The organism is Paenibacillus sp. 102, from assembly GCF_039549175.1.
In the GTDB taxonomy this organism is placed as follows: domain Bacteria; phylum Bacillota; class Bacilli; order Bacillales; family Bacillaceae_G; genus Bacillus_A.
On sequence record NZ_JBCGHT010000003.1, the window covers coordinates 205,110 to 231,731 of the forward strand.

Genomic DNA, 26,622 nt, shown 5'->3' on the forward strand with positions numbered 1-26,622 from the left:
TAATGATTGATTAGGAAAGGGTGGGGGATATGTTTTGCTATCAATGTGAACAAACGCCAACAGGCGGATGTAAAGTGATGGGTGTTTGCGGGAAGAATGAAACAATTGCAAGCTTACAAGATATAATGGTATTTGGATTAAAAGGAATTGCTGCTTATCGTACCCATGCTGCACAGCTAGGTTATACTGATCCATTTGTAGACGCTACAACTCATGAAGCGTTATATATGACATTAACGAACTCTAACTTTAATGAACAAGAACATATTGACATGGCTATGAAAGTTGGAAAATCAGCTTTACGAGTGATGGAATTGTTAGATGAGGCACATACGAATCATTTTGGTGTTCCAGAACCTGTTCAAATTACACAAAATCGTGTAGAAGGTAAGGCAATCGTTGTTACTGGCCATAATTTATTTGCATTAGAGGAATTATTAAAGCAAACAGAAGGAAAAGGAATTAATATTTATACGCATTCGGAAATGCTACCAGCACATGGATATCCACAGCTGAAAAAATATAAACATTTAAAAGGGAACATTGGTAAGGCATGGTATGATCAACGACGTCTCTTTGAAAAGTTTACCGGTGCGATATTGGCTACAACGAACTGTGTTATGCCAATTAAAGGATCGTACTCTGAGCGTTTCTTTTCATATGATATTGCCGGCCTTGAGGGAGTACGGAAAATTGAAAATGATAATTTTACACCATTGATTCAAAAAGCACTAGAGCTTCCAGAAGTACATATGGAGTCGGATGAACAGCTAGTAACAGGTTTTCATCATAATACAGTCTTATCATTAGCACCAGAAATCATCCAGGCGGTAAGAGAAGGGAAAATTAAGCGCTTCTTTGTCATCGCGGGTTGTGATGCCCCAGGTAAAGGCGGAGAATACTATCGTGAATTAGCAACATCACTTCCACAAGAAACGGTTATATTAACAACTTCTTGCGGAAAATTCCGCTTTAATGATGTGAATTATGGTGTTGTACCTGGTACGGAAATCCCACGGTACATTGATTTAGGACAATGTAATAATTCTATTTCTACAATAAAAATAGCAGCGGCTTTGGCTGATGCTTTTCAATGTGAAGTGAATGAATTGCCAGTTAGTATTGTTTTATCTTGGTTTGAACAAAAAGCAGTTGCGATTTTGCTTGGACTATTTAGTCTTGGGATTCAAGATATTCGTATTGGTCCAAAGGCACCTGAATTTATTTCACCTGGTGTGCTTGATGTATTACAAGAAACATTTGGTTTAAAACTTATTACAACTGCAGCGGAAGATATGAATATGATGTTATCATAACAAAAGGGATGTCTCGTAATGAGACATCCTTTTTATATAAAGTGACACTTCCATCAGTGGGAGGGTTCTTCGTTTGTCATACCAATCGGAATAAATAAAAAAGCGCCTGATATTTGACCAGGGGGGAGTCAATTATCAGGCGCGAACACACGATTGGAAAAAGCGCTAAAATCCAAATATACTTAAAATCATTTTGCGACGTTTCGGTTTTTCTTTTCGTTCATAAGTAGGCGTGATATCAGCTTTGATATCGGGTGTGATGTAAAGTGGTTCTTCGTTTTCAAGAGCAGCCTCTAATTGTTGAATTCTATTCATCATTTCTTCCATTTCTCTGCGATGCTGTAGTAATTGATAATTGACGACATCATCTGCTTTATCTTGCATTTTTTCTTCTATATGATTTAAACGGTGTGTAATTGTATTTAATTGTGTCACAAATTTTTCAAAATCAATTGATGGTTCTGTAGCTAGTGATGAAGTTTGTTCTATTTGAGAACGATGATATTCTAACATTTTATCTAAGTCGTCTTGAGTAAAAATGAAATGACCGTATTTGTTTTTTTCTATATCGAGATTCAATTGTTGTGCAATCCGAACCACTGCCTTTGGGCTAACACCTAACTTCTTCGCAATAATGGGTGTTTTATATTCCAAGGTAAATCCCTCCTATATATATCCTGTTGAATGATTTCGAGGTACTAAGCGTCTTCCCTGCATGGGTGACAAAAGAAGTGAGGAATCGGCAAAGAAAGTGCTTTTTCACGAGAATTAGTTTTTTGACATATGGATATTTCTAAAAAGAGAGAAAAATGTCTGTTTTTAGAAATTATTCCTGTTTGACGGAAAGAAGATAATTAGATTATCATAAATATAAATATCCTCTTTATGTATGCATATAATGTATAAAAAGGTGATTGCGAATGTAGAAACTTGTAAGATGATAAGAATAGCTTTTTTGTTTGAATAAATTTAGTAGGAGGTGGCTTCCTTGCTTACAGGGTAAGTAAGGAAACGTATTTGGACATATATAGTATAAGTATGGTGATTGTTTTGATTGCCTTAACTGCATTTTTCGTTGCGGCTGAATTTGCAATTGTGAAAGTAAGAAGTTCACGCATCGATTCTTTGATTGCAGAAGGGACTAAACGTGCAATTCCTGTGAAAACAGTCATTACAAACTTAGACGAGTATTTATCGGCTTGTCAATTAGGGATTACAGTTACTGCTCTTGGACTCGGGTGGTTAGGAAAGCCAGCGATAAAGCATATGTTTGACTCGCTTTTCGCAAAATGGGAAGTGCCTCCCCAGGTTGCTGATATTTTAGCTGTGACTCTAGTGTTTATGTTCATTACTTTTTTCCATGTTGTTGTGGGAGAATTAGCACCAAAAACATTGGCAATTCAAAAAGCAGAACAAGTGAGTTTACATGTTGCTAAACCACTTATTTTCTTTTATCGAATTACTTTTCCGTTTATATGGCTTTTAAATGGATCAGCTCGATATATAACAAGAATATTCGGCTTACAAACTGCAAAAGAGCACGAGGAAGTCCATTCGGAAGAGGAATTGCGGTTGTTAGTGTCAGAAAGTTATAAAAATGGTGAGATTAATCAATCTGAATTTAAATATGTAAATAAAATCTTTGAATTTGATGATCGTATTGCAAAAGAAATTATGGTACCACGGACAGAAATGCATATTTTAGATAAAGATACTTTTGTTAAAGAAGCATTGCAAAAAATGTCCAATGAGAAATATACAAGATATCCAGTTGTTGATGGAGATAAGGATCATGTCATTGGCTTTGTAAACTTTAAAGATATTTTCACAGATTTTGTGAAACACGGTGCTTTTAGTAAAGAAACGGTGCAGCAGTATACTCGTCCCATTATTCTTGTCATTGAATCGATTGCCATTCATGATTTGTTTTTAAAAATGCAACGTGAGCGTACACATATCGCTATATTAATTGATGAATATGGTGGGACATCAGGTCTTGTAACAGTTGAAGACATATTAGAAGAAATTGTTGGCGATATTCAAGATGAATTTGATACAGATGAAAAACCAGAAATTCAACATATTAGTGAAACGAAAACAATTTTAGAAGGAAAAGTACTTGTTAACGAAGTAAATGCATTATTAGGTTTATCTATTGATGATGATGACATTGATACAATTGGCGGATGGATTTTAACAAAACACCTAGAAATTACAGAAGGTGATATTGTTGAAATTGAAGATTATAATTTTTGTGTGAAGGAATTGGATGGCCACTATATCAAACAGATAGAAGTGACAAAACGAGCAGTTCCCATTTTAATTTCAGAAACTGAAAACAGGGTAGCACTGCAAGAACAAATAAGCTCGTAAACTCTGCATGTAGCAGAGTTTTTTTAGTAGGTAAAATGTTTTTGTATGCAAAGAGAGCATGTTATCATAAAATAAATCAAATCTTTAATTAGGTGAAATTTGATGAAGCATTAGAAATAGTAAATAACTCACGATATGGCTTACAGGCTGGAGTATTTACAAATGATTTAACGAAAGCAATGCGTGTAATTGATAAATTTGAGGTAGGTGGTGTCATGATAAAGGACATTCCAACTTTTCGAGTAGATCACAGATGTCATATGGTGGTGTGAAAGAAAGTGATACCGGTCGTGAAGGAATTAAATATGCGATTGAAGAAATGCAAGAGATGAAACTAATCTGTATTAAAAAATAACAAAAGGTACACTTACTATTTAAGTAAGTGTACCTTTTGTTTATTATGCATTATTTCATCTCTTGTTTAAAAATCGCATCTTCAACATAGATTTGTTCTTTATCTACCGCTGTGCTATGCGCAAGAACTAAACCAATTGGTGTATGTGTACCTTTATTTTGGACGATTGTAAATGGTACATTTTTTTCGTTTGCCAATTTAATGTATTTTGATAAATGTGGGTAAGAGATGCTGCCGTTTACATATAGTTGTAATGATTGAGAAGAGCGCATACTATTAGCTACTTCTGTATAAACATTACTTTGCATCACTTGACCGATAGTTAAAGCGATTTCTACACGCTCACGCAATGTGCTTAAGTACATATTGCGTTCTTCTGGTTTGTTTTGCTTTTGGCCATGAATGCCTTCTTGGAGATAGTCTTCCACATTTTTATTTACCATATTTTTCACACCTTTCATATCTTATTGTACGCAAGAAATGAAGAGGATGCAAAAAAGTCATTTCAAATACTGTATTCAAATTAATTTTATCAACAGAAATTAACAAAATGTGACAACAATCTCTTAACGAAACTTATTTTTTGTGTTAATATTCAAAATATATAGGGTATTCGTCGCATGGAAATGGAGGGAATGGGGGTTTTTCCAATCGATAAGGATATTAAAGAAGTATTTTGTTCGCACTTGAAAAACAACAGGCACCAATTCGTAGAGAACTGGAAAAACAAAATGATAATTTCCGAAAAAGATCCATTTAAGCAAGAAGTAGCTCGAAATGGAGAGGATTTATTAGAGTTAATCATTGAACTTATTATGGAAGATAAGGATATAGCTCAGCTACAGCCGTTATGTGAAAAAATTGCAATTGAGCGGGCAGGGGCAGATGCTAATATTGGAGATTTTGTCTATAATGCGAATGTAGGAAGAAATGAACTATTTGAAGCAATGTGCGAATTAGATGTTAAAGCTCGGGAATTAAAACCAATTATGACAAAAATACATACTTGTTTTGACAAATTAATTTATTATACGGTTTTAAAATACTCGGAAATCATATCAAGAAATTTAGAGGAAAAACAGCAATATATAAATGAAACACATAAAGAAAGATTGACGATTTTAGGACAAATGTCAGCTAGTTTTGTTCACGAGTTTCGAAATCCATTAACCTCAATTATGGGATTTGTAAAATTATTAAAATTAGATCATCCGAATTTATCATATTTAGATATTATTTCACACGAATTGGACCAATTAAACTTTCGTATTTCGCAGTTTTTACTTGTTTCAAAAAAGGAAATGTGGAATGAATCTGAACGATTTTGGCTAAATGATTTGTTTCATGATATTATTCATTTCTTATATCCAAGTCTAGTCAATTCAAATGTTTCAATTGAAAAAAACTTACCGTACCCTATTCAATTTGTAGGATATCGTAGTGAAGTGAGGCAGGTTTTCCTAAATATTTTAATGAACTCAATCGATGCTCTCGAAGTGATTAAAGAAGATCGGAAAATTATTATCGATGCATGTGAAGATGAAGAGAGGATTCATATTGTTATTAAAAATAATGGGCCAATGATTCCGGCAGAAAGTATTGAAACGATTTTTGAACCATTTGTCACGACAAAGAAATTAGGAACGGGTATCGGTTTATTTGTATGTAAACAAATTGTTGAAAAGCACAACGGATCGATTACGTGTTGCTCTGATTCAGAATGGACAGAATTTCATATTTCGTTTCAAAAATAAAGAGAAGAAGTCTACACCAAGAGGGAATGGTGTAGACTTTTTTAATTTGTAAGCACCACGGCTTCTAATTTTGGAGATTGATTCGAATAACCTACTAATGCAAATGTGTAAATTGTATTTGGTTCTACTTTTACGTCAGGAATGGTTACAAGTACCTTTTTTGTATCGGCAAGAGAAATTTCAATATCAGCTGTTCCAGGACTCACTTGTAAATAATCTGTTATTTGTTTAAATAAGACATTTTCAAATAAATAATCGCCACCTTTTATTGATACGTGAACAGCAGGGGTATCCGGTGAAAAGTGTGAAAATCTTATTTTTGCTTGACCTGATTGTAAAGGAGTATTATCAAGCATTGGTTGCAATTGTATATGAGTATCGGTACCGGTACCGATTGCTGCAAGGGTATAAGAGCGGTTGCCCATTATCGGAACAAGTGCTGAGAATATAGGTGTTTCATTGCCAACAGGAACGATATCAACTCGATACTGTCCTTGAGATAAGGACAAATAGGGGCTGTATTGTTTAAAAGTAATGTTTTTTACTACTTTTTGTCCGTTTACTAAAAAATCAACAGCTGGTGTATGAGAGGATGCATGGAATATTCTCATATAGGATGGTAGCGTGGCTTCTTGAGAATTGCGTTTTTCATACGCATGTACAAGTTTGATAATCGCATTATGATATTTCATATATAATTCCATATGTTTTTTTGGATTTGTATATTGATAGTACCGAGCAAGTTGTTCATACAGGGCTGCTTCTTGTCCGTATTTTTCAATTTCAGATTGCGTCATATAAACTCCTCCTTTTTCATCACTATAACTATATGCGTCTGAGAAAAGAGCTTATGCAAACAAACTTGCCAAAAAATATGAAAATACTAATAGATAATGTATCCTGCAATTTTGGGGTAGTAAGACTCTCACCTAAAGATTTAGAGAAAAGCATAGTAGATAGGTGGAGAGCTAACCATCAGTTGGGGATGAAAAAACACGAATGGAAGCTTCACTTTATATGTATACACATTGCAGCATTCCATATAAATCAAAAATTTCTAGTTGAACTTAGGGATTTTTTGATTTATAGGCTAACGCACATACAAAGTGGCAGTTGTCCTACATAATTTATTAGGGAAAATGAATTTTTAAGTAGTGGAGGGAGTGGAACAAATCATGTGGGGATATGGATATCCTGGTAGTTGCGGATATGGTTATAGTGGCTATGGCGGCGGAGGATGCGGCACAGGTTCTGGATTTGCATTGTTAGTTGTATTGTTTATTCTACTCATTATTATCGGGGCAAGTTGCGTCCGTTAATAACGAATAAAGAGCGTCATGCTGAACTGGTTAATTATTTTTAATCGGTTCTTTCTTTTTTAGATGCATTCGTATTCCAAATATCCGTTTGAACACAAAACCGTGCGACATTTTAACACAACTGAACAAATGAAGAAGTTACAATAGACAAATTAATAATAGTAAAGGTGATCTACAATTTGTACAATTAAATGTTAATTATGCATTTGAAAATTTGAAATTCTATTGAATAGAAGCATGTGTAAGTTACATAAGATGACATCTATCGAGTATTTGAAAAATCAGGTATTTATAAAGTGAAACTTTAATCAGTGGGGGTTTTCTTCATCCTCTACTGATTATCATCCTTCACCAATCGGGCTTTAACGGGCAGTTGATCCCCAACTATCTTCCTTGTTTCTTTCAGAATCTTGAGATGGGGGTTACTCTGAAAATAGCAAGATAAAGAAATGTTAAGGGAAATGGGAAAATAAGAGGAGCGTCAGCAATGATAAAATATACTACTAGTAAAAAAATATTAAAAAGAATCTTCCTGGCCTTTCTTAGGTGAATAGTGGAGAAGGGTCAGGAAGAAAAATAGTTTACACTTTAATTAAGTCTGTCTATTCATTACGTATACGCTGTTCTGTCTCGACATCGAAAAAATGCGCTTTTGTTAAGCTAAAAGCTAATGGCAGTTTATCGGTAGCTTTAATTTCTGAACGAGCATTGATTCGTGCAACAAAATTTTGATTCGCAAGTCTTCCGTGAATCATCGTTTCAGCACCTAATAATTCAGCAACTTCAACTGTAATTTCGACGGTTGATTCAGGGGAAGATTGAAGAACAATTGGTTCATCATGAATATCTTCAGGGCGAATACCGAGTATAATTTCTTTTCCATTATATCCTTGTTTCTTTAACGATTTTAGTTGGCCATCTGGTACTTTAAAACGAATACCTTCGATGTGAAAATAGTTATCTTGTAATGTTCCAGTAAAGAAATTCATAGCTGGGGAACCAATGAATCCACCAACAAAAATGTTTTCAGGAGCATCGTATACTTCTTTTGGAGTACCAACTTGCTGGATGAGCCCATCTTTCATAACAACAAGGCGTGACGCCATTGTCATTGCTTCTGTTTGATCATGTGTCACATATATAGTGGTTGTGTTTAAACGGCGATGAAGTTTAGAAATTTCAGAACGCATACTTACGCGCAATTTTGCATCTAAATTGGATAGAGGCTCGTCCATTAAAAACACTTTTGCGTCACGAACGATAGCTCTTCCTAGCGCAACACGTTGGCGTTGTCCACCTGATAATGCCTTTGGTTTTCGTTTTAAGTAATCTTCAAGTCCTAAAATTTTCGCAGCATCTGTTACGCGGCGATTAATTTCATCTTTTGGAAGTTTGCGTAGTTTCAAGCCAAACGCCATATTATCATAAACAGACATATGTGGGTATAGTGCGTAATTTTGAAATACCATCGCAATGTCGCGGTCTTTTGGAGCGACATCATTCATAAGTTCTCCATCAATATAAAATGAACCATCAGAAATATCTTCTAGACCCGCAATCATACGTAGAGTAGTTGATTTTCCGCATCCAGAAGGACCGACAAAGACGATAAACTCTTTATCTTCAATATGTAAATTAAAATCAGAAACAGCAGTTGTTTTATTATCGTAAACTTTAAAAATATGATCTAATACAAGTTCTGCCAAGATTACTCACTCCTTTTTTTGAATTAATTGAATTATAAGATTTTTTTAGGCGTAGGTAAATTGGCAGGGTGCACAAAAAAATGAGAGGTTTTTATGCAAGTTTACGAGATATCCAAAGAAAGAAATGCCATATAAACTGCTACAGCACCTTCAAATGTTTTTATATTAATTCCTGTTTTTTCAATGAATTTATCAATTCGATACTGCAAAGTATTACGATGTAAATATAATTGTTTAGCTGCAAGTGAGACATTTAAATTACATTGGAAGAATACTTTAACACTATCTATTAGTTCCTTGTCATTTGAAATGTGTGTTAATAATTGATTCGTGTACTTTTCTCTTTCTTCTTTCGGTAATGAGATCATTAATTGATAAGGGAGTAGTTGTTCAATGTGTGTAATTTTTTTTGATAAATAGGGAGAAAGAAATGAAAATAATTTTCGCTCCCACTGATACAGACGAGCAAGTTCATTTGTTTGCGTATAGTGTCTTCCAATAAAAAAGGATAGAGATATAAAAAAATCTGTTTCTAATGTATCAAGGGCTGTTTGCAATATATATTCCGGTATATTTTCTTCTAAGATGAGGACGCCGGTTTGCGAAGTTTCCCATATTGTTGTAGTGGTGAAAGAAAACATAGACTGTAAAGCGTCTTGGAATTCTTCTCGCTCTACTATAGGTTTCGTTGTGAAGAAGTGTAAAAAACGAACCGACACTATAGGAATGTTCTTATTTTTATATAATGCTTCATACCACGATTTTTCTTTTTCTGTTTCATAAAATGTATCAGTATGAATGGGCGTTAAGATGGATGAAAGCAATTGACGTTCCCTCTGATGTAAGCGAGATTTTCGAATCCCTACCTTGTTTCCTTCAACTAAAAACCAGCTATAATCCTCAGACAACACGGCTTCATTAATCTTTATATCTTTACCATAATATGTTTTTAATTGTTGAATCATAGGAACACTCCTTTTTATATGAATTAGGCTTCAATTTCCGCTATGCGTTAGTGCAGGATAAATTAAAAACTTGAGGGGAGGCTTTCTTTATCTTTTATTAATAATCAATCTTCATCAATCCAATTTTTATAGAAAGAATCTATTTTATAAAAGTAATTTTTCTTTTGTAGGCCATTCAGTTCATCGTTTTCATTTTAAAATAAATATAGAATAAGTTTGTTAAGGTATAAATGAAAATTTTATAAAAATTCAGAAAAATTTGTTGCAGAAGAAAAAGTTGTAATGGTATACTTCATAACAACTGGTAATGACAACGTTATATCATGATTAAAGTTTTCACTTATATAACCAATATATCAATGATAGTTTGTTAGTTCAACTGGTAGTGACATCATTATACCTGAGTGATAGAAAGGGGGGATTTTCTTATAAATGAAAACAAACTATTTGTAAACGCTTTATTTATGCGAAACAACATAAATTATTTGGCTTAAAATACAAATCCTTTTGTAAAAGATCGTTTGTTAGTTCAACTAACCATTAGTGTGTAATAAAAACACCGGTGGAAATTTTACTATAGAGGGGGAAATAGGATGAAAAAGTGGCTTATATTCTTTTTGTCAGCATTGTTATTTGTAGCAGCAGGATGTTCTAATGCCGGCGAAAAAGCAAACACGTCATCTAAAGGGGAAAAAGTAGAAATACGGTATGCATTGTGGGATAAAAAACAATTGCCTGCAGTGGAAAAGGTGATTCGAAAATTTAATGAAAAACATCCAAATATTAAAGTGAAAATTGAATTAACATCGTATGGACAGTATTTTCAGAAGCTTGAAACAGCAGCAACGGGAAATGCATTACCAGATGTATTTTGGATGAATGGACCGAATATCTCGAAATACGCTGCTGGGAAAGTGCTGATGCCTTTGGATGATAAAGCGAAAAAGGATAAGTATAAACTAGATAATTACCCGAAATCTTTAATTGATTTATATACAGTAGATAACAAAACATATGGTATTCCAAAGGATTTTGATACAACGGCACTTTGGTACAACAAGAAATTATTTGATGAAGCTGGAGTAGCATATCCGGACGATTCATGGGATTGGGGAAAAATGAAAGAAGCAGCAAAGAAATTGAATAATAAGGAAAAAGGTGTTTGGGGATTTGCGGCAGCGATGGGTAATCAGGGTGGGTATTACGATCTTATTTATCAAAATAAAGGGTATGTTCTTTCGAAAGATAAAAAAACAGTTGGATTTAATAAGCCAGAAGCAATTGAGGCATTCAATTATAACATTAGCTTTATTAAAGAAGGATTATCACCAACATTTGCTCAAATGACAGAGACAGCGGCTTCCGATTTGTTTTTATCTGGGAAAGTGGCGATGATTTTTGATGGGCCTTGGATGGTACCAGAATATAAGAAAAATCAAGATTTAAACGTTGCTGTTATGCCGAAAGGAAAAGAAAGAGCTGTTATGATTCATGGTTTAGCAAATGTGATTTCAGCAAAAACAAAATATCCAGATGCAGCTTGGGAATTTGTAAAATATTTAGGTTCTAAAGAGGCAGCAGATGTATTTGCTGAAACTGGGACAGTTATTCCTGCTTTTAGTGGAACACAAGAAGCATGGGTTAAATCTGTTCCGCAATTGAATTTACAGGCATATATCACGGGAGTCGATTATTCTTATCCATTACCAAATGTGAAAAATACAGGAGCATTATGGGAGCAAGAAACGAAAACTTTAAAAAGGGTATGGGGAGGAGAAGTGAGTGTTGAAGAAGCGACAAAAGAATTAACAGAGAAAGCAAATGAAATCCTTTCTAAAAAATAAAAAATAAGGAGAGGCATTCTCTCCTTATTTCCAATCAAATATTAAGGGAGGAGTGAAGAGATGGAGGATTTGTCAATAAAGGTAGGGGACCAAAAAATCACACAGATACAAAAGAACTATAAAAAGAAAAAGAGATTAGATTATGTATGGGCATATGTCATGATTGCTCCAACTATGTTAGGTTTGTTCATCTTCTATATGTGGCCAATTTTACAAAATATTTATTTTAGTTTTACAGCATGGGATGCGTTTGGTAGTTATGAATGGATTGGACTAGAAAACTATAAAAAGATGTTTACTGATAAAGATTTAGGAAAGGCATTTCAAAATACATTTATTTATATCGTGCTCACTGTTCCAATAGGTATATTTTTATCGATTATATTAGCAGTACTATTAAATCAAAATATTAAAGGGAAATCTTTTTATAGAACATTATATTTTTTACCTGTTATTACAATGCCTGCAGCAATCGCGATGGTATGGAAGTGGCTCTATAATTCTGACTACGGGTTACTAAATTACATACTATCATGGTTTGGAATTGATGGGCCTAATTGGCTTACAGACCCTAATATTGCCTTATATTCTATTATTATAGTTGCGATTTGGGGTGGAATTGGATATAACATGGTTATTTTTCTATCAGGCCTTCAAAATATCCCAAAAACATACTATGAAGCAGCGATTATGGATGGAGCTCGGCCAATTACTATTTTCTTTAAGATTACATTGCCGCTTTTGTCTCCAGTTATCTTTTTTGTAACAATTATGTCTTTAATTGGAGCATTTCAAGTATTCGATCTCATCTTTATGATGATTGGGAGAACTAGTAATGTAATTGAGAATACGCAATCTGTTGTTTATTTATTTTATCAAAACGCCTTTATTTTAAATGAAAAAGGATATTCTGCAGCGATAGCAGTTGTATTATTAATTATTATATTAATCATTACAGCGATTCAAATGATATTACAGAAAAAGTGGGTGCATTATGATGAATAAAAGAGTAGGTGTGGTCAATAAGAATACGATTATCATCCATGCGCTTCTTATCATAGGTGCTTTATTAACAATTGGCCCTTTTATTTGGATGATATTAACTTCTTTAAAGACATATGCAGAATCTGTTCAAGTGCCACCAGTTATAATACCGTCTCAATTTATGTGGAGTAACTATACGGAAATATTCACTTTGCTACCATTTTTTAAATTTATGATGAATACTTTGATTGTTACAGTAGTCAGAACAGTTGGTCAATTATTTTTATGTTCATTAGCAGCCTATGCTTTTGCTAGAATACAATTCCCAGGTAGAAACATACTGTTTTTGTTAACTCTTTCTGTTTTAATGGTTCCGGCTCAAGTGTTTTTACTCCCACAATATTTAATTATGGTAAAACTAGAGTGGTTGAATACATTACAAGCGGTAATTGTGCCAGGGTTGTTTAGTGCATTCGGTACCTTTTTATTACGTCAGTTTTTTATGGGAATTCCAAAGGAACTAGAAGAAGCAGCGAGGCTAGATGGTTGCAATCACTTCCAAATTTATTGGCATGTTATGCTTCCGCTTGCAAAGCCAGGATTAATTGCGCTTGGAATATTTACAACACTTTGGTCTTGGAATGAATTGATGTGGCCAATGATTGTAAATAATTCACCAGATATGATGACATTATCAGTTGGTTTATCTTCACTACAAGGGCAATATGCAACAAACTATCCAGTATTAATGGCAGGATCATTTTTAGCGATTTTACCGATGTTATTATTATTTATGTTTTTACAAAAACAATTTATTGAAGGAATTACGGTTACAGGTGGAAAATAAGAAAAATAGAATAGGAGAGGATACTTATGATTACAGCAGCCTTAATTGGAGCCGGGAGCCGGGGGATGTATGCTTATGCTTCTTACGCGTTAGAACATCCAACAGAGATAAATTTTGTTGCTGTCGCAGAAATAGATGATGTGAAAAGACAAAAGTTTTCTCAAATGCACAGTATTTCAGAACATATGCAGTTTGAAACATGGGAAGAATTATTAGAAAAAGAGAAGTGTTGCGACGTATTGCTAATTTGTTCGCCTGATCGGTTTCATTACAAGCCCGTTATGCGAGCAATTGAGAAAGGGTATAAAATTTTATTAGAAAAACCAATGTCACCAAGCCCTATAGAAACATTGGAAATTGCAGAAGCTGCAACGAAGCATAATGCATTATTAACCGTATGTCATGTATTAAGATATGCGCCATTCTATCGGAGTTTAAAGGAAATTGTTGATCAAAAGAAAATAGGGGATATCGTTTCGATTCAATGGAATGAAAATGTCGGTCATTGGCATCAAGCACATAGCTTCGTAAGGGGGAATTGGCGAAATAAGTCTGAATCAAGTTCAATGATTTTACAGAAATGTTGTCACGACATGGATGTATTGCAATGGCTTGTCGGCGCAGAGTGTACAAAAATTTCATCTTTTGGAAGCTTGACTCATTTTAAATCCGAACATGCACCAAAAGGTTCGACATTACGTTGTACAGATGGTTGTGAAGTTGAAGGAAGTTGTGAATATTCCGCTTTAAAGTGGTATTTACATGAGAGAGATGAGTGGCCAGCAAATGTAGTTTCCATTGATACAAACATTGAAAAGAGAATGGAAGCTTTAAAAACAGGGCCTTATGGTCGCTGCGTGTACCATTGTGACAATGATGTTGTAGATCATCAAGTTGTAAATTTATTGTTTGATAATGATGTAACAGTTGCTTTTACAATGTCTGCATTTACAAAAGAATGTTGCCGTACATTTAAAATTATGGGAACAAATGGCGAAATTCATGGACATGATGTTTTAAATGAATTGAAGATTAAATATTTTTCTGGTGAAGCTGAAACAATTTACCCAGAAACAATAGATGGTGGACATATGGGAGCAGACAATGCGATTATGACTGATTTCATTGAAAAAGTAAAAAGCAATATAACAGAAAGCTTAACGTCTGCGATGATTTCGGCAAATAGCCATTTAATTGCTTTTGCTGCTGAAAAATCAAGAATCACAGGTGAAACAATATCTCTGAAACAATATGTAACAGAATTGCAGGAAACAATGAAACAAGTGAAGTAAGGAATTTAGCTTGTATCGCAAGGTTCAATTCAAAATGAAGAAATACAAGTGAAAAGAATTTTAACTAATGGAGAACTGCTGTACATTTCAATATGAGAAAGTGGTAGTAATTCCTATTTCCTTTCGTTATAATAGCCGTAAACTGGTTATAACAACTTTATGGATGAGGGAGTAAAACATGATTGTAAAAGATAATCGAACACCACTATATTATCAACTGATGGATATTATTGTAGAGTTAATTGAAACTGGGAAATTACAAGAACATGATAAGCTTCCGTCAGAGCGTGAGTTATGTGAGATTCATGATGTAAGCAGAACAACAGTAAGACAGACAATGCAAGAGTTAGAGAAAGAAGGATACATTTATAAAAAGCATGGTAAAGGAAGTTTTGTCTCACCTCGTGTATTTAATCAAAGTCTTGTTCGTTTTTATAGTTTCACAGAAGAAATGAAAAAGTTTGGAAAAGTTCCATCATCAAAAGTAGTATCATTTTCTATTGTGAATTGCGACAAGAAAATAGCGAAAATTATGAACCTTGATTTTGAAGAAGAAGTGTATCAAATTACAAGACTAAGGTTAGCTGATAAAGAACCGATGTTGTTTGAAACATCTTATATTCCGGTAAAGTTTTTTCCATATTTAACGAAGACAGAGTTAGAAGAGACACCAATGTACGAGATTTTTCGTACAAAATATCAAATTCATATTACGCGAGCAGTAGAAAATTTCAAAGCGATTGCTGCAAATCAGGATCATGCAAAATGGTTGCAAATTCAAGTGAATGAGCCATCTTTATTGCTAGAGCGAATCACATACGCAAAAGAAAATATAATCGAATATACAGAAACAATTGCTAGAGGGGATAAATTTACTTACACAGTTGAATTACAATAAGTATTGCAATACTTATTGTAATTCAACTGGTAATGATGACGTGATGAGATATAAAAATATGTTAAGGGGGTTCTGCAAATGTTATTACATGCAAATGGAGAAATAAGAGAAACATATGGAGCATGTTTTACGGCGAAAGAGATTGCGCAACAGCCAGATCTTTGGGAGCAAGTATATTCGATTGTCCAAAGTAATCATCATGAAATTACAACATTCTTTTCACATATTTCAAGAAGGCATGAGCAAGTACGAGTTATTTTCACTGGTGCAGGGACATCAGCTTTTGTTGGAGACACAATTGCTCCATATATAAAAAGAGTGGCAGATTTAAAGAAAATGCATATTGAAAGTGTTCCAACAACAAATATTGTCTCAAGTCCTTATTATTATTTACAGCCAGACATTCCAACAATTTTAGTCTCTTTTGCTCGCTCTGGTAATAGCCCAGAAAGTGTAGCGGCAGTGAAGTTAGGGGAGCAGATCATTCATTCCGTTTATCATATTATTTTAACGTGTAATGAAGAAGGAAATTTAGCGAAACAATTTCAACATAAAGAGAATGCTTTAGTTATTTATATGCCAAAGGAGGCAAATGATCGAGGATTTGCGATGACAGGAAGTTTTACCTCCATGATGTTAACTGCACTTTTGTTATGTAACTATAATCATCTCCCTCTTTTACAGTCTAGCGTTATGGATATTGTTCGTTTAGGAAAGAATGTTATCGAAAAACAAGAACAGGAAATTCAGCGAATTGCAGAAAAAGAATTTCGTAAAATTGTATTTCTAGGATCAGGCGTATTCGAAGGGCTTTCTCGAGAGGCGGCTTTAAAATTTTTAGAGTTAACTGCTGGTCGTATCCCAGTTATGTTTGACACACCGCTTGGATTTAGACATGGGCCGAAGTCAATTTTAGACGAGGATACAGTCATTGTATTGTTTTTATCTAATGATGAGTATACGAAAAAATATGATCTTGATTTATTAAGAGAGATTTTTCATGAGAAAGAAAGAAACGATATTATTGTTATATCGCACCAAGATAATCAGGAAGCAAGGCAGCATTGTAATACGTTTTTATGCAATGACGGGCAAGATTTGAAAGATGACATATATATCACGTTCATTTATATATTATATGGGCAAATTTTAGCGTTATATAAATCTATTGCATTAGGAATTACTCCGGATAATCCTTGTCCGAGCGGAAGTGTAAATCGTGTCGTTCAAGGTGTAACAGTGCATCCATATAAGGGAAAGGAATAAGGGATTTATGAATTATTACGTTAAAGCATCTATGTATTTACTAGAAGATGGTGTACGTGAAAGTGGATATTTACATATTGTAAATGGCTATTTTCTAAAACATGTTGAAGAAATAGTAGACGGAGCAATGGTAATGGATTTTGAAGCAAGTATTATTGCTCCGGGATTTGTCGATACGCATATTCATGGTTTGGCAGGACATGATGTAATGGATAGCACATATGAATCGTTGAACAGTATTTCTATTAAGTTATTAGAAAACGGTGTTACGAGCTTTTTGCCTACAACATTAACTGATTCTTTAGAAAATACAACAAAATCTCTAAAGAATATAGCTAGTGCAAAAAAGAGAGGGACTGCAGGAGCAACTATTATTGGAGCTTTTCTTGAAGGACCTTGTTTTACTGAAGCATATAAGGGGGCGCAAAATCCAAAGTATTTTATTGACCCGACTGTTGAGTTGTTAGAAGAGTGGATTGCTGCATCAGAAGGGACAGTTAAAAAAATTGCAATGGCACCAGAAAGACAAGGTGCTATTGCATTTATACATCAAGCTGTAAAAAATAATATTCGGGTGGCAATTGGTCATACGGATGCAAACTATGAAGTATGTCAGAAAGCCATTCAGGCAGGGGCGACAATTTTTGTGCATACCTTTAATGGAATGAAGGGACTGCATCATCGTGAACCTGGCGTTGTTGGAGCCGTACTTTCTACTGAGCATGTGTATGGTGAAATCATTGCGGATGGACATCATGTACACCAAAGTGCAGTGAATATTTTGTATAAATGTAAAGGATATGAGAAGACCTGTTTAGTTAGCGACTGTATGAGAGCCGGCTTATTAGGAGATGGCACATATAATCTAGGAGAATTTGCTGTTCATGTAAAAGATGGAATTGCCCGAACAGAGACGGGATCTTTAGCAGGAAGTACACTTTCATTTATTGATGGTGTGAAGAATATAAAAAAATGGACAAATGCATCCTTATGGGAAAGTGTTCATATGGGTTCGCTTATTCCTGCAAAAAGTATTGGAGTTGACAGGGGAATTGGGAGCATTGCCCCAGGGAAAAGAGCCGACTTCCTTATATTAGCAGAAGATTTAAATCTTATAGGGACAGTCGTCGGGGGAGAAATGAAATATAAGAAGAAAAAAGAAAGGGTTTGAGAATATGCTTGTTTCAACTCAATTTATTTTGCGAAATGCACAAGAAAATGGCTATGCAGTTCCGGCTTTTAATATTCATAACTTAGAAACTTTAAAAGCGGTAGTTGAAACCGCGGTGGAACTTCGATCACCTGTTATTATCGCAGCGACACCGGGTACAATCAAGTACATGGGGAAAGAGTTTCTTGTAAATATGATTGAAGCGGCAAGAAAGTTATATGATGTACCAATTAGTCTACATTTGGATCATCATGAAGATGTAGAAGGTATTAAAAGATGTATTGATTTAGGGGTTCGCTCTGTTATGATTGACGCATCACATCATTCGTTCGAGGGAAATATTCAGATTGTTCAGGAAGTTGAGTTGTATGCGAAACAATATGGGGCAGCGGTAGAAGCTGAATTAGGGCAATTATCAGGAATAGAGGAAAATATAATAGTAGAAAACTCTATTTATACAGATCCTTATCAGGCAAAAGAATTTGTAGAACGTACAAATATTGATTCGCTAGCAGTTGCGATTGGAACAGCACATGGGTTGTATAAAGGGGAACCAAAATTAGATTTACAAAGATTAGAAGATATTCAAAGACAAGTTGATATTCCACTCGTACTTCATGGAGCATCTGGATTACCTGATAGTCTAGTGCAAGAAACAATTCGGTTAGGAATTTGTAAAGTAAATATCGCAACAGAATTAAAAATTGCATTTGTGACAGCGTTACGTCATTATTTACATACTCATCCAGAAGAAAATGATCCGCGCAAATACTTTTCAGATGCAATTACGGCAATGAAGCGGGTTGTTGCGGATAAAATAAAGATGTGTAAAAGTTTGAACCGTGTGTAAGGAGATACTTTTATGATTGCGACAATTACATTGAATCCATCTGTTGATATGCGATATGAATTAGAAGAATTAAAGTCACACAAGGTACATCGTACGAAATATTATGAAAAAACTGCTGGGGGAAAAGGGATTAATGTGTCAAGAGTACTTCGTTTATTAGGAGAAGAAGTAACAGGAATCGGTTTACTCGGCGGTACAAATGGGAAGTTTATAAGAGAAAAATTAAAGGAACTATCAATCACAGACGAATTTGTTTCCATTAAGGAAGAAACTCGTAATTGTTTAGCACTGGTAACAAAGAATTCGGCTTCGGCTACTGAAGTATTAGAAGCAGGTCCAGCTATTTCGGAAGATGAAATAGCTCTTTTTATAAGAAAATATGAAAAGATAGTAGAGAATGTTGAGTTCGTTGTTGCATCGGGAAGTTTGCCGAATGGTATCAAAAAATCATTTTATAAACAATTGGCACAAAAAGCTGCCGAAAACGGAAAGAAATTTATATTAGATACAAGCGGAGAAACATTATTTCATGGTATACAAGGAAAACCATTCCTAATTAAACCGAACCAGCAAGAAATTTGTCAGTTGCTTCACAAAAAGTATGCATCATATGAAGAAATGATTGATGCAGCAACTAAAATATGCCAGAGCGGCGTACAGTATGTCCTTCTTTCCCTTGGGAGAGAAGGGGCGATACTAATAACGGAAGAAGAGAAGTTTAGGACAATTCTTCCCAAAATACATCCTATAAATTCTGTTGGTTCAGGGGATGCGATGGTTGCAGGAATAACGTCTGCATTAGCAAAAGGATATGACGTAAAGGATGCACTTCGATTTTCCGCTGCTTGTGGAATGGCGAATGCAGTAGAAAAAGCAACAGGATATATCCAGCCTCAAATCGTACAGAAATTCTATAATGAAATTATAATTAGGTAAGAGTAGGAAGGGGAGGAATATGGGGAAGAGCTTCGTTTGTTTTGATATTGGAGGAACATTTATAAAATATGCGATGATTGATGAACACGGAACAATATATGAAAAAGGAAAAATGCAAACATCAATACAAAATCAAAGGAAAGAAATTTTGCATCGTATTTGTGAAACAATACGTAAATTAGAAAAGAATTATGCGATTCATTCTGTTGGTATATCGTCATGTGGGCTTATTGATCATGAACGAGGAGAAGTTATATTTTCTGCCAATATTCCGGGATATAGTGGTACAAAAATAGCAAATTATATTTATAGAGAAACAGGGTATACGGCAATTGTCGAAAATGATGTTCGTTCGGCTTGCATTGGTGAAATGTGGAAAGGTGCAGGTATCGGAAAAGAGAATATTGTTTTAATTACGCTTGGGACGGGAATCGGGAGTGGCATTATAATAAATGGCCAAATGCTGCAAGGGGCGAATGGATTAGCTGGAGAGCTAGGTCATATGACAATTGTTCATAATGGAGAAGAATGTAGTTGCGGCGGGAAAGGATGTTATGAACGATATGCATCGACTTCTGCACTGATTCGCCAATATAAAGAAGTATCTCTATCGAAAGGAGTATGTATAGAGACGATAACAGGAGAAGAAATTATAGAGCGCATAAATAGCGGAGAGCAATTAGCTAAAGATGTTTATGAGCAATTTTTGCAGTATGTCGTTACTGGGTTAGTGAATATTACCCATATGTTCAATCCCGAATTAATTATTATTGGAGGTGGAATCGCTGAACAAGGTGAATCATTTTTAAAGCAAATTCAAGAAAGATTCCAACAAACAATAATGGACATCTATCAAAAAAAGACGAATATTGTTTTAGCGGCATTACATAATGATGCAGGGATGTATGGAGCTTGTTATTTAGCGTTAAATCGTTGGAAGAACGCGCATTTGAATGCAAATTTAAAGATGTAATAATTGGTGATTTTTTCATGAAAAGATACTGGATTAATTTTAAACAGCCATTATTTTTCGAGTGTGAGGAATGATGGTTGTTTTTATGTGTTTTTTTACTCAAAAAGCCAGATAAATAGTGATTCGTATAATTATTTAGTGTTAAATGATGAAACATTCTAAAAATAATGTTTGTTTTTTAGTAATATGAATAGACCTATGTAATTTAAAGCTTGCAGCCGTTGGGAGAGTAAGGTAGAATGAAGGTGCTATGTAAGAGAAGAAACCTCGTATAGAGGATTAACACTTATATTCAGGATGATTTTTTGGATACTTATTTTCTGTAAATGTAATAGAAGAAACCTTAGGGAATTAACATTTTTTACCATATAATTCCCGGTAATTTTTTTCATTTTATGTAATAGAAAAAACCTCGTACAGAGGATTAGCATACTACTTTTTTCTCATGTCAAAAAAGTAGTTTGTACAATGCAATAAAATCATATTTTTCACTGAAACAAGTAGATCTCGAAATCTAAAAATAAATATTTGAAAGAAACCCTCCTAAGATTGAATGATCATAGGAGGGTTTCTTTTTGAAGAAAATGTCTAATTTTGTCGTAAAGTATGACAAGTAAACTAAATAAATAGGAAGGAAATTGACGGGAGTTTCGTCGAAGTTTACACAATGTCAGCTATTCCGTAAAGCTGATAGTATGGTAAGAAAATAATGGGTTTGTATGTTTTTTAGGATTATATTGTATAGAGAGGAGGATCCTTTTAGAGGGGGAAAGGGTTTAGTCTTTTGTTATATATCTGAATTTTCATTTTTATTCTAGTTTTTAGCACTCATTTGTATATTTTATAATAGTTTTTTGATAAATTCACTGCGCTTGCAGAGGATTCTTTTTTATGAAAGAAACGTCAATTTTCTTCATATATATATACAAATTGGAGAAATGGGGGAGCGCTATGCGCGATTACTTAATTAAGCCACTTGTTGGGCAGCCGTATCCAATGATTTCGCATGGGAAAGGTGTGTATTTGTATGATCAAAATGGTAATAAATATTTTGATGGTTCGTCAGGAGCGATTACGGCAGGTATCGGACATGGCGTAACAGAGATTGCGGAAGTGATAAAAAAGCAGGCAGAGGAGATTGCTTTTGTGTATCGCTCACAGTTTACGAGTGAGCCAGCTGAGAAGTTAGCAAAGAAGTTAAGTGATTTAAGTGTAGGGGATTTGAACTGGAGTTTTTTCGTAAATAGTGGTACGGAAGCGAATGAAACGGCGATGAAAATTGCGATTCAGCATTTTCAAGAGCGCGGTATTCAAGGGAAACATAAAATTTTGTCACGCTGGATGAGTTATCATGGGATTACGATGGGGGCCTTATCAATGTCGGGGCACCCACTACGTAGGCAACGGTTTGTGTCTATTTTAGAAGATTATCCAACAGTACCAGCGCCGTATTGTTTCCGTTGTCCGGTGCAGAAAGTGTATCCAACTTGTCAGCTTTCTTGTGCGACTGAGCTAGAACGATCAATTGAGCGGATCGGTGCAGAACATATTGCGGCTTTTATAGCTGAACCAATTATTGGCGCTGCGGGTGGTGCGGTTGTGCCTCCGAAAGAATATTATAAAGTGATTAAAGATATTTGTAGCCATTATGATATTTTATTTATTGCTGATGAGGTTATGACAGGTCTTGGACGTACTGGTGCATGGTTTGCGATGGAGCACTGGGGTGTGGAGCCGGACATCATGACGCTAGGAAAGGGCCTAGGTGCAGGTTATACACCGATGGCCGCGACGGTTGTAAGCGACCGTGTGATGGAACCAATTTTACGAGGATCGCGTTCCGTAATGAGTGGGCATACGCTTAGCGCTAATCCATTGTCAGCCGCGACGGCTTTAGCGGTTATTGAATATATGGAAAAACATAACTTGCCTGAAAAAACAGCGGAAAAAGGAGAATATTTAATAAAAGGATTGCAGAAAGTTCAGCAGCAATCGACAATTATTTCCGATGTGCGTGGGAAAGGATTACTAATCGGAGTAGAGTTGCAACCGTTTACAAAAGCGTCTGAACTCATTTCAGTCGCAGCGAAAAATGGACTCCTTTTATATCAAGCTGTATCAGGGCAGGCAGGAAAAGAGGATAGTGCGTTGCTTGTTGCACCGCCGATGACAACTACATATTCCGAGTTAGATGAATTACTTGAGATTTTTGCGAAAAGTGTGGAAGAGATGATGCAAAAAGGAGGGCATAGTATCGCATGACAACTATTACAAATACATTTGGAAAATTAAAAGAAATCGATGACATTATCTCGTTGTTTCATGATGATATGACGTTAATGTTTGGAGGATTTGGCGGGATTGGGTCTCCTCCGTCATTAATACAGGCGATTGTAGAAAAAGGAATTTCAAATTTACATTTAATCGGAAATGATACAGGGTTTCCGGATGTAGGGATCGGCCGCCTTGTAACAAAAGAACGAGTGAAGTCATTAATTACTTCACATATTGGTTCAAATCCAAATGCGGGAAGACAGTTAAATGAAGGGCGATTACAGATTGAGTTTTCGCCTCAGGGAACGCTGGCAGAAAGGATTCGTGCCGGTGGTGTTGGCCTTGGTGGAATTCTTGTTGATGTCGGCGTCGATACAATTGTGGAAGAAGGAAAGCGAACAGTCGAGATGAACGGAAAAACATATTTAGTGGAAACGGCTTTAACTGCAGAGGTATCGATTGTATATGCAAAAAAGGCAGATCCATTTGGGAATCTTGTGTTTGATAAAAGTGCTCGCAACATGAATCCACATGTTGCGATGGCTGGAGATATTACAATTGTTGAGGCCGAAGAGATTGTACCACTTGGAAGCTTAGATCCAGAGGAAATTGTTGTTCCAGGTGTTTTTGTAGATTACATTGTGCCGTCGGAAGGAGTGAATTGGAAATGGGTATGGGAGTAGAAGTGAGAGATAAGATTGCAAGGCGGGCTGCGAAAGAGATTCAAAATGGAATGATTGTTAATTTAGGAATTGGTATTCCTTCTCTTGTACCTAACCATTTGCCAGAGGATATACATGTTATGTTCCAGGCTGAAAACGGCATTGTTGGAATGGGACCAACGCCAAGTAAAGGAAGCGAAGATGAAAACTTGTGTAATGCGGCTGGATTGCCGACGTCACTCATTACAGGAGCAAGTTATTTTGATAGCTGCACAGCATTTGGAATGATTCGAAAAGGGTTGCTTGATGTAACCATACTTGGTTCACTGCAAGTAAGTGAAAAAGGTGATTTAGCGAATTGGATTGTTCCAGGGAAACGTGTTCCTGGTATTGGCGGAGCAATGGATTTAGCGCAAAAAGCAAAGCGGGTTGTTGTGGTGATGAATCACGTTGATAAGTATGGAAATGCAAAAGTTGTTTCAGAATGTACGCTCCCATTAACGTCGAAAAAGTGCGTAGATTTAATTATTACAGATATGGCTGTAATGGAAGTTACTTCTGAAGGGCTAGTACTTCAAGAGTTAATGAGCCCTTATACAGTAGAGGATGTAAAACAAAATACGGAGGCATCTTTTCATGTGAGTTCTAATTTACTTGTGATTGAATGAGGGGAGCTAACAATATGGAGCAATTAAAAAAACAAGTGTGTGATTATATTGAAAGTCATGAAGGGGAAAGTATAAAACTCTTAAAACGATTAATTCAGGAAAAAAGTGTATCAGGAGATGAGAGCGGCGCGCAAGCAATCGTCATTGAAAAACTACGTGAATTAGGTTTAGATCTCGATATTTGGGAACCTTCTTTTACAAAAATGAAAGATCATCCGTATTTTGTATCTCCAAGAACGAACTTTTCAGATAGTCCCAATATTGTTGCGACGTTGAAAGGAAGCGGCGATGGAAAATCAATGATTTTAAATGGACACATTGATGTTGTACCAGAAGGTGATGTGGATCAGTGGGAACACCATCCATATAGTGGTGAAAAAATAGGAAATCGCATATACGGTCGTGGAACAACGGATATGAAGGGCGGCAACGTGGCTCTTATGCTGGCAATGGAAGCAATTATAGAACTAGGTATTGAATTAAAAGGAAATATTTATTTTCAAAGTGTCATAGAAGAAGAGAGTGGTGGAGCGGGTACTTTAGCGGCAATTTTACGAGGCTATAAGGCGGATGGTGTTATTATTCCAGAACCGACAAATATGAAATTTTTCCCGAAACAACAAGGTTCAATGTGGTTTCGCCTACATGTAAAAGGAAAGGCAGCGCACGGTGGTACACGTTATGAAGGTGTAAGTGCGATTGAAAAGAGCATGTTTGTCGTTGAACATTTGCGAAAACTAGAACAAAAGAGAAATGAACGGATTACAGATCCATTATACAAAGGAATTCCAATCCCAATTCCAATCAATGTTGGAAAAATTGAAGGCGGTAGCTGGCCAAGTTCCGTGCCAGATTCTTTAATTTTAGAAGGAAGATGCGGAGTTGCGCCGAATGAAACTATGGAGGCGGTAAAAGAAGAATTTGAAAATTGGATAGGGGAATTAAAGAATGTAGATTCATGGTTCGAAGAATATCCAGTAGAAGTAGAGTGGTTTGGAGCAAGGTGGGTCCCAGGTGAATTAGATGAGGACCATGAGCTTATTACAACGCTTCAAGATAATTTTGTTCAAATTGAAGGCAGAAGTCCAATTATTGAAGCATCTCCGTGGGGAACGGATGGCGGTTTATTTACACAAATTGCAGAAATCCCAACTATTATATTCGGACCAGGGGAGACAAAGGTAGCCCACTATCCAAATGAATACATTGAAGTGGATAAAATGATTGCCGCAGCAAAAATTATTGCATGTACATTACTAGATTGGTGTGAGGTGAAAAAATGAAATATTATGAATCATTTAGAGAACAGACGAATCACTATACTGTAGAAGGAGCGCTAGATTATTTTAATAAACGTATCAGGGTAGATCATTATACAGGAAATGTAGAAAGTCTTGTGCAAAAAATAGAAGAGTTAGCAGAGAAGCATTCTTTCACCAAATGCATTATAAAAGGAAAGGGAGAGCATGTTTCGGCGTGGCTCTCTTTTGGCTTTTTATTAGAAGCGACGATTCCACATTATTTTCAAGGACATGATGCGTATTTTCTTGTGAAATACTGTGATGATGAAAGACGAAATAGTATTCAGTGGGTTGATGAGGATCGCATTATAGATGGTGTGAGAGAAAAAGAGGTAAAGGAGAAACAAGTTCCTGAGAAATTTGTCTTGCGAAAAGCGACAGAGGCAGATGCAGAAGAATTGGCAAGTGTATTTGGAAAAGTGTTTGAAATTTATCCGACTCCGTTAAATGAAGCAGACTATGTTGTTCAAACGATGAAAGAAGATACAATTTATTATGTGTATGAATTAGACGGGCGTATTATTAGTACTGCTTCAGCAGAAATGAATATAAAAGAGGGGAATGCGGAATTAACGAATTGTGCAACTTTACCTGAATATCGAAAACATGGATTTATGAAAAGTCTACTCATCAAGTTAGAAGAGGAATTACAAGAGAGAGCAATCTTTTGTTCTTATACAATTGCCCGTTCGCTTTCATTTGGAATGAACGCAGCTTTTCATCAGCTGGGATATACATACACAGGAAGGTTAGCAAATAATTGTTATATTTTTGATAAATTAGAAGATATGAATGTATGGGTGAAAGATTTATCCCGCGTTAACGGACAGTAAGAGCCTCGCATACAAAATTAGAGAAAATGCCTGGT

Annotated in this window: 24 protein-coding genes and 1 pseudogene; 20 read left to right on the forward strand and 5 right to left on the reverse strand. The window is 35.4% G+C overall.

Annotation, left to right across the window (positions count from 1 at the left end; genetic code table 11):
- Positions 1-29: 29 nt before the first annotated feature.
- Positions 30-1,316, forward strand: a complete 1,287-nt coding sequence (hcp, locus tag AAIE21_RS10220; protein ID WP_343266673.1) for a hydroxylamine reductase — start codon at positions 30-32, stop codon at positions 1,314-1,316.
- Between the two features lie 165 nt (positions 1,317-1,481).
- Here hcp and AAIE21_RS10225 read toward each other — a convergent pair whose 3' ends face one another.
- Positions 1,482-1,970 carry a chromosome segregation protein gene (locus AAIE21_RS10225; RefSeq protein ID WP_343266674.1) on the reverse strand — a complete coding sequence of 163 codons (489 nt, stop codon included), beginning with the start codon at positions 1,968-1,970 and terminating at the stop codon, positions 1,482-1,484.
- Between the two features lie 384 nt (positions 1,971-2,354).
- Here AAIE21_RS10225 and AAIE21_RS10230 point away from each other — a divergent pair, with 384 nt between their 5' ends.
- Both AAIE21_RS10230 and AAIE21_RS10235 read left to right on the forward strand, forming a co-directional pair.
- Positions 2,355-3,689, forward strand: coding sequence for a hemolysin family protein (locus tag AAIE21_RS10230; RefSeq protein ID WP_343266997.1), 1,335 nt, complete (start codon positions 2,355-2,357; stop codon positions 3,687-3,689).
- Positions 3,690-3,787: 98 nt separating this feature from the next.
- Positions 3,788-4,044: pseudogene (locus AAIE21_RS10235) on the forward strand (aldehyde dehydrogenase family protein); the annotation flags it as partial.
- Positions 4,045-4,094: 50 nt separating this feature from the next.
- Here the strand turns inward: AAIE21_RS10235 and AAIE21_RS10240 are convergent.
- Positions 4,095-4,487 carry a YueI family protein gene (locus AAIE21_RS10240; protein WP_343266675.1) on the reverse strand — a complete coding sequence of 131 codons (393 nt, stop codon included), beginning with the start codon at positions 4,485-4,487 and terminating at the stop codon, positions 4,095-4,097.
- 177 nt (positions 4,488-4,664) lie between these two features.
- Between AAIE21_RS10240 and AAIE21_RS10245 the strand changes: the two genes are divergently transcribed.
- A complete protein-coding gene (locus AAIE21_RS10245) occupies positions 4,665-5,798 on the forward strand; it encodes a BA2291 family sporulation histidine kinase (RefSeq protein WP_343266676.1) in 1,134 nt (377 codons plus the stop codon).
- Positions 5,799-5,839: 41 nt separating this feature from the next.
- Here AAIE21_RS10245 and AAIE21_RS10250 read toward each other — a convergent pair whose 3' ends face one another.
- Positions 5,840-6,595: a DUF4397 domain-containing protein gene (locus AAIE21_RS10250; protein ID WP_343266677.1), complete on the reverse strand. Its 756-nt coding sequence runs from the start codon at positions 6,593-6,595 to the stop codon at positions 5,840-5,842.
- Between the two features lie 378 nt (positions 6,596-6,973).
- Between AAIE21_RS10250 and AAIE21_RS10255 the strand changes: the two genes are divergently transcribed.
- Positions 6,974-7,117 (forward strand): YjcZ family sporulation protein, encoded by a 144-nt coding sequence (locus AAIE21_RS10255; RefSeq protein WP_343266998.1) that lies wholly within the window; start codon positions 6,974-6,976, stop codon positions 7,115-7,117.
- A 602-nt stretch (positions 7,118-7,719) separates the two neighbouring features.
- Here the strand turns inward: AAIE21_RS10255 and AAIE21_RS10260 are convergent.
- Both AAIE21_RS10260 and AAIE21_RS10265 read right to left on the reverse strand, forming a co-directional pair.
- The gene (locus AAIE21_RS10260; RefSeq protein ID WP_343266678.1) at positions 7,720-8,823 is read right to left on the reverse strand and encodes an ABC transporter ATP-binding protein; all 1,104 of its coding nucleotides are present in this window, start codon (positions 8,821-8,823) and stop codon (positions 7,720-7,722) included.
- A gap of 101 nt (positions 8,824-8,924) precedes the next feature.
- Positions 8,925-9,788, reverse strand: a complete 864-nt coding sequence (locus AAIE21_RS10265) for a PucR family transcriptional regulator (RefSeq protein WP_343266679.1) — start codon at positions 9,786-9,788, stop codon at positions 8,925-8,927.
- Positions 9,789-10,381: 593 nt separating this feature from the next.
- On the opposite strand from AAIE21_RS10265, the gene AAIE21_RS10270 reads away from it, so the two are divergent.
- The 15 genes from AAIE21_RS10270 (at position 10,382) to ablB (ending at position 26,587) form a co-directional block, all read left to right on the forward strand.
- Positions 10,382-11,632 carry an ABC transporter substrate-binding protein gene (locus tag AAIE21_RS10270; RefSeq protein ID WP_343266680.1) on the forward strand — a complete coding sequence of 417 codons (1,251 nt, stop codon included), beginning with the start codon at positions 10,382-10,384 and terminating at the stop codon, positions 11,630-11,632.
- A 60-nt stretch (positions 11,633-11,692) separates the two neighbouring features.
- Complete coding sequence (locus AAIE21_RS10275) at positions 11,693-12,637, forward strand: carbohydrate ABC transporter permease (RefSeq protein WP_343266681.1); 945 nt, start codon at positions 11,693-11,695, stop codon at positions 12,635-12,637.
- A complete protein-coding gene (locus AAIE21_RS10280; RefSeq protein ID WP_343266999.1) occupies positions 12,630-13,463 on the forward strand; it encodes a carbohydrate ABC transporter permease in 834 nt (277 codons plus the stop codon). The genes AAIE21_RS10275 and AAIE21_RS10280 overlap by 8 nt, the downstream gene beginning before the upstream one ends.
- Before the next feature lie 26 nt (positions 13,464-13,489).
- Positions 13,490-14,755, forward strand: coding sequence for a Gfo/Idh/MocA family protein (locus AAIE21_RS10285; protein ID WP_343266682.1), 1,266 nt, complete (start codon positions 13,490-13,492; stop codon positions 14,753-14,755).
- Positions 14,756-14,933: 178 nt separating this feature from the next.
- Positions 14,934-15,653, forward strand: coding sequence for a GntR family transcriptional regulator (locus AAIE21_RS10290; RefSeq protein WP_343266683.1), 720 nt, complete (start codon positions 14,934-14,936; stop codon positions 15,651-15,653).
- A gap of 78 nt (positions 15,654-15,731) precedes the next feature.
- Positions 15,732-16,919: an SIS domain-containing protein gene (locus AAIE21_RS10295; protein WP_343266684.1), complete on the forward strand. Its 1,188-nt coding sequence runs from the start codon at positions 15,732-15,734 to the stop codon at positions 16,917-16,919.
- 7 nt (positions 16,920-16,926) lie between these two features.
- On the forward strand, positions 16,927-18,090 hold the full coding sequence (gene nagA, locus AAIE21_RS10300; protein WP_343266685.1) for an N-acetylglucosamine-6-phosphate deacetylase: 1,164 nt from the start codon (positions 16,927-16,929) through the stop codon (positions 18,088-18,090).
- 4 nt (positions 18,091-18,094) lie between these two features.
- Positions 18,095-18,940 carry a tagatose-bisphosphate aldolase subunit GatY gene (locus tag AAIE21_RS10305; RefSeq protein WP_343266686.1) on the forward strand — a complete coding sequence of 282 codons (846 nt, stop codon included), beginning with the start codon at positions 18,095-18,097 and terminating at the stop codon, positions 18,938-18,940.
- Between the two features lie 12 nt (positions 18,941-18,952).
- Positions 18,953-19,876, forward strand: a complete 924-nt coding sequence (gene pfkB, locus AAIE21_RS10310; protein ID WP_343266687.1) for a 1-phosphofructokinase — start codon at positions 18,953-18,955, stop codon at positions 19,874-19,876.
- 19 nt (positions 19,877-19,895) lie between these two features.
- A complete protein-coding gene (locus AAIE21_RS10315) occupies positions 19,896-20,849 on the forward strand; it encodes an ROK family protein (protein WP_343266688.1) in 954 nt (317 codons plus the stop codon).
- Positions 20,850-21,800: 951 nt separating this feature from the next.
- Positions 21,801-23,111, forward strand: a complete 1,311-nt coding sequence (locus tag AAIE21_RS10320; protein WP_343266689.1) for an aspartate aminotransferase family protein — start codon at positions 21,801-21,803, stop codon at positions 23,109-23,111.
- The gene (gene atoD, locus AAIE21_RS10325; protein ID WP_343266690.1) at positions 23,108-23,806 is read left to right on the forward strand and encodes an acetate CoA-transferase subunit alpha; all 699 of its coding nucleotides are present in this window, start codon (positions 23,108-23,110) and stop codon (positions 23,804-23,806) included. Before AAIE21_RS10320 ends, atoD begins: the two co-directional genes overlap by 4 nt.
- Positions 23,791-24,453: a CoA transferase subunit B gene (locus AAIE21_RS10330; protein WP_343266691.1), complete on the forward strand. Its 663-nt coding sequence runs from the start codon at positions 23,791-23,793 to the stop codon at positions 24,451-24,453. The genes atoD and AAIE21_RS10330 overlap by 16 nt, the downstream gene beginning before the upstream one ends.
- Before the next feature lie 14 nt (positions 24,454-24,467).
- Positions 24,468-25,736 carry a peptidase gene (locus AAIE21_RS10335; protein WP_343266692.1) on the forward strand — a complete coding sequence of 423 codons (1,269 nt, stop codon included), beginning with the start codon at positions 24,468-24,470 and terminating at the stop codon, positions 25,734-25,736.
- A complete protein-coding gene (ablB, locus tag AAIE21_RS10340) occupies positions 25,733-26,587 on the forward strand; it encodes a putative beta-lysine N-acetyltransferase (RefSeq protein WP_343266693.1) in 855 nt (284 codons plus the stop codon). The genes AAIE21_RS10335 and ablB overlap by 4 nt, the downstream gene beginning before the upstream one ends.
- The last annotated feature ends 35 nt before the right edge of the window (positions 26,588-26,622 follow it).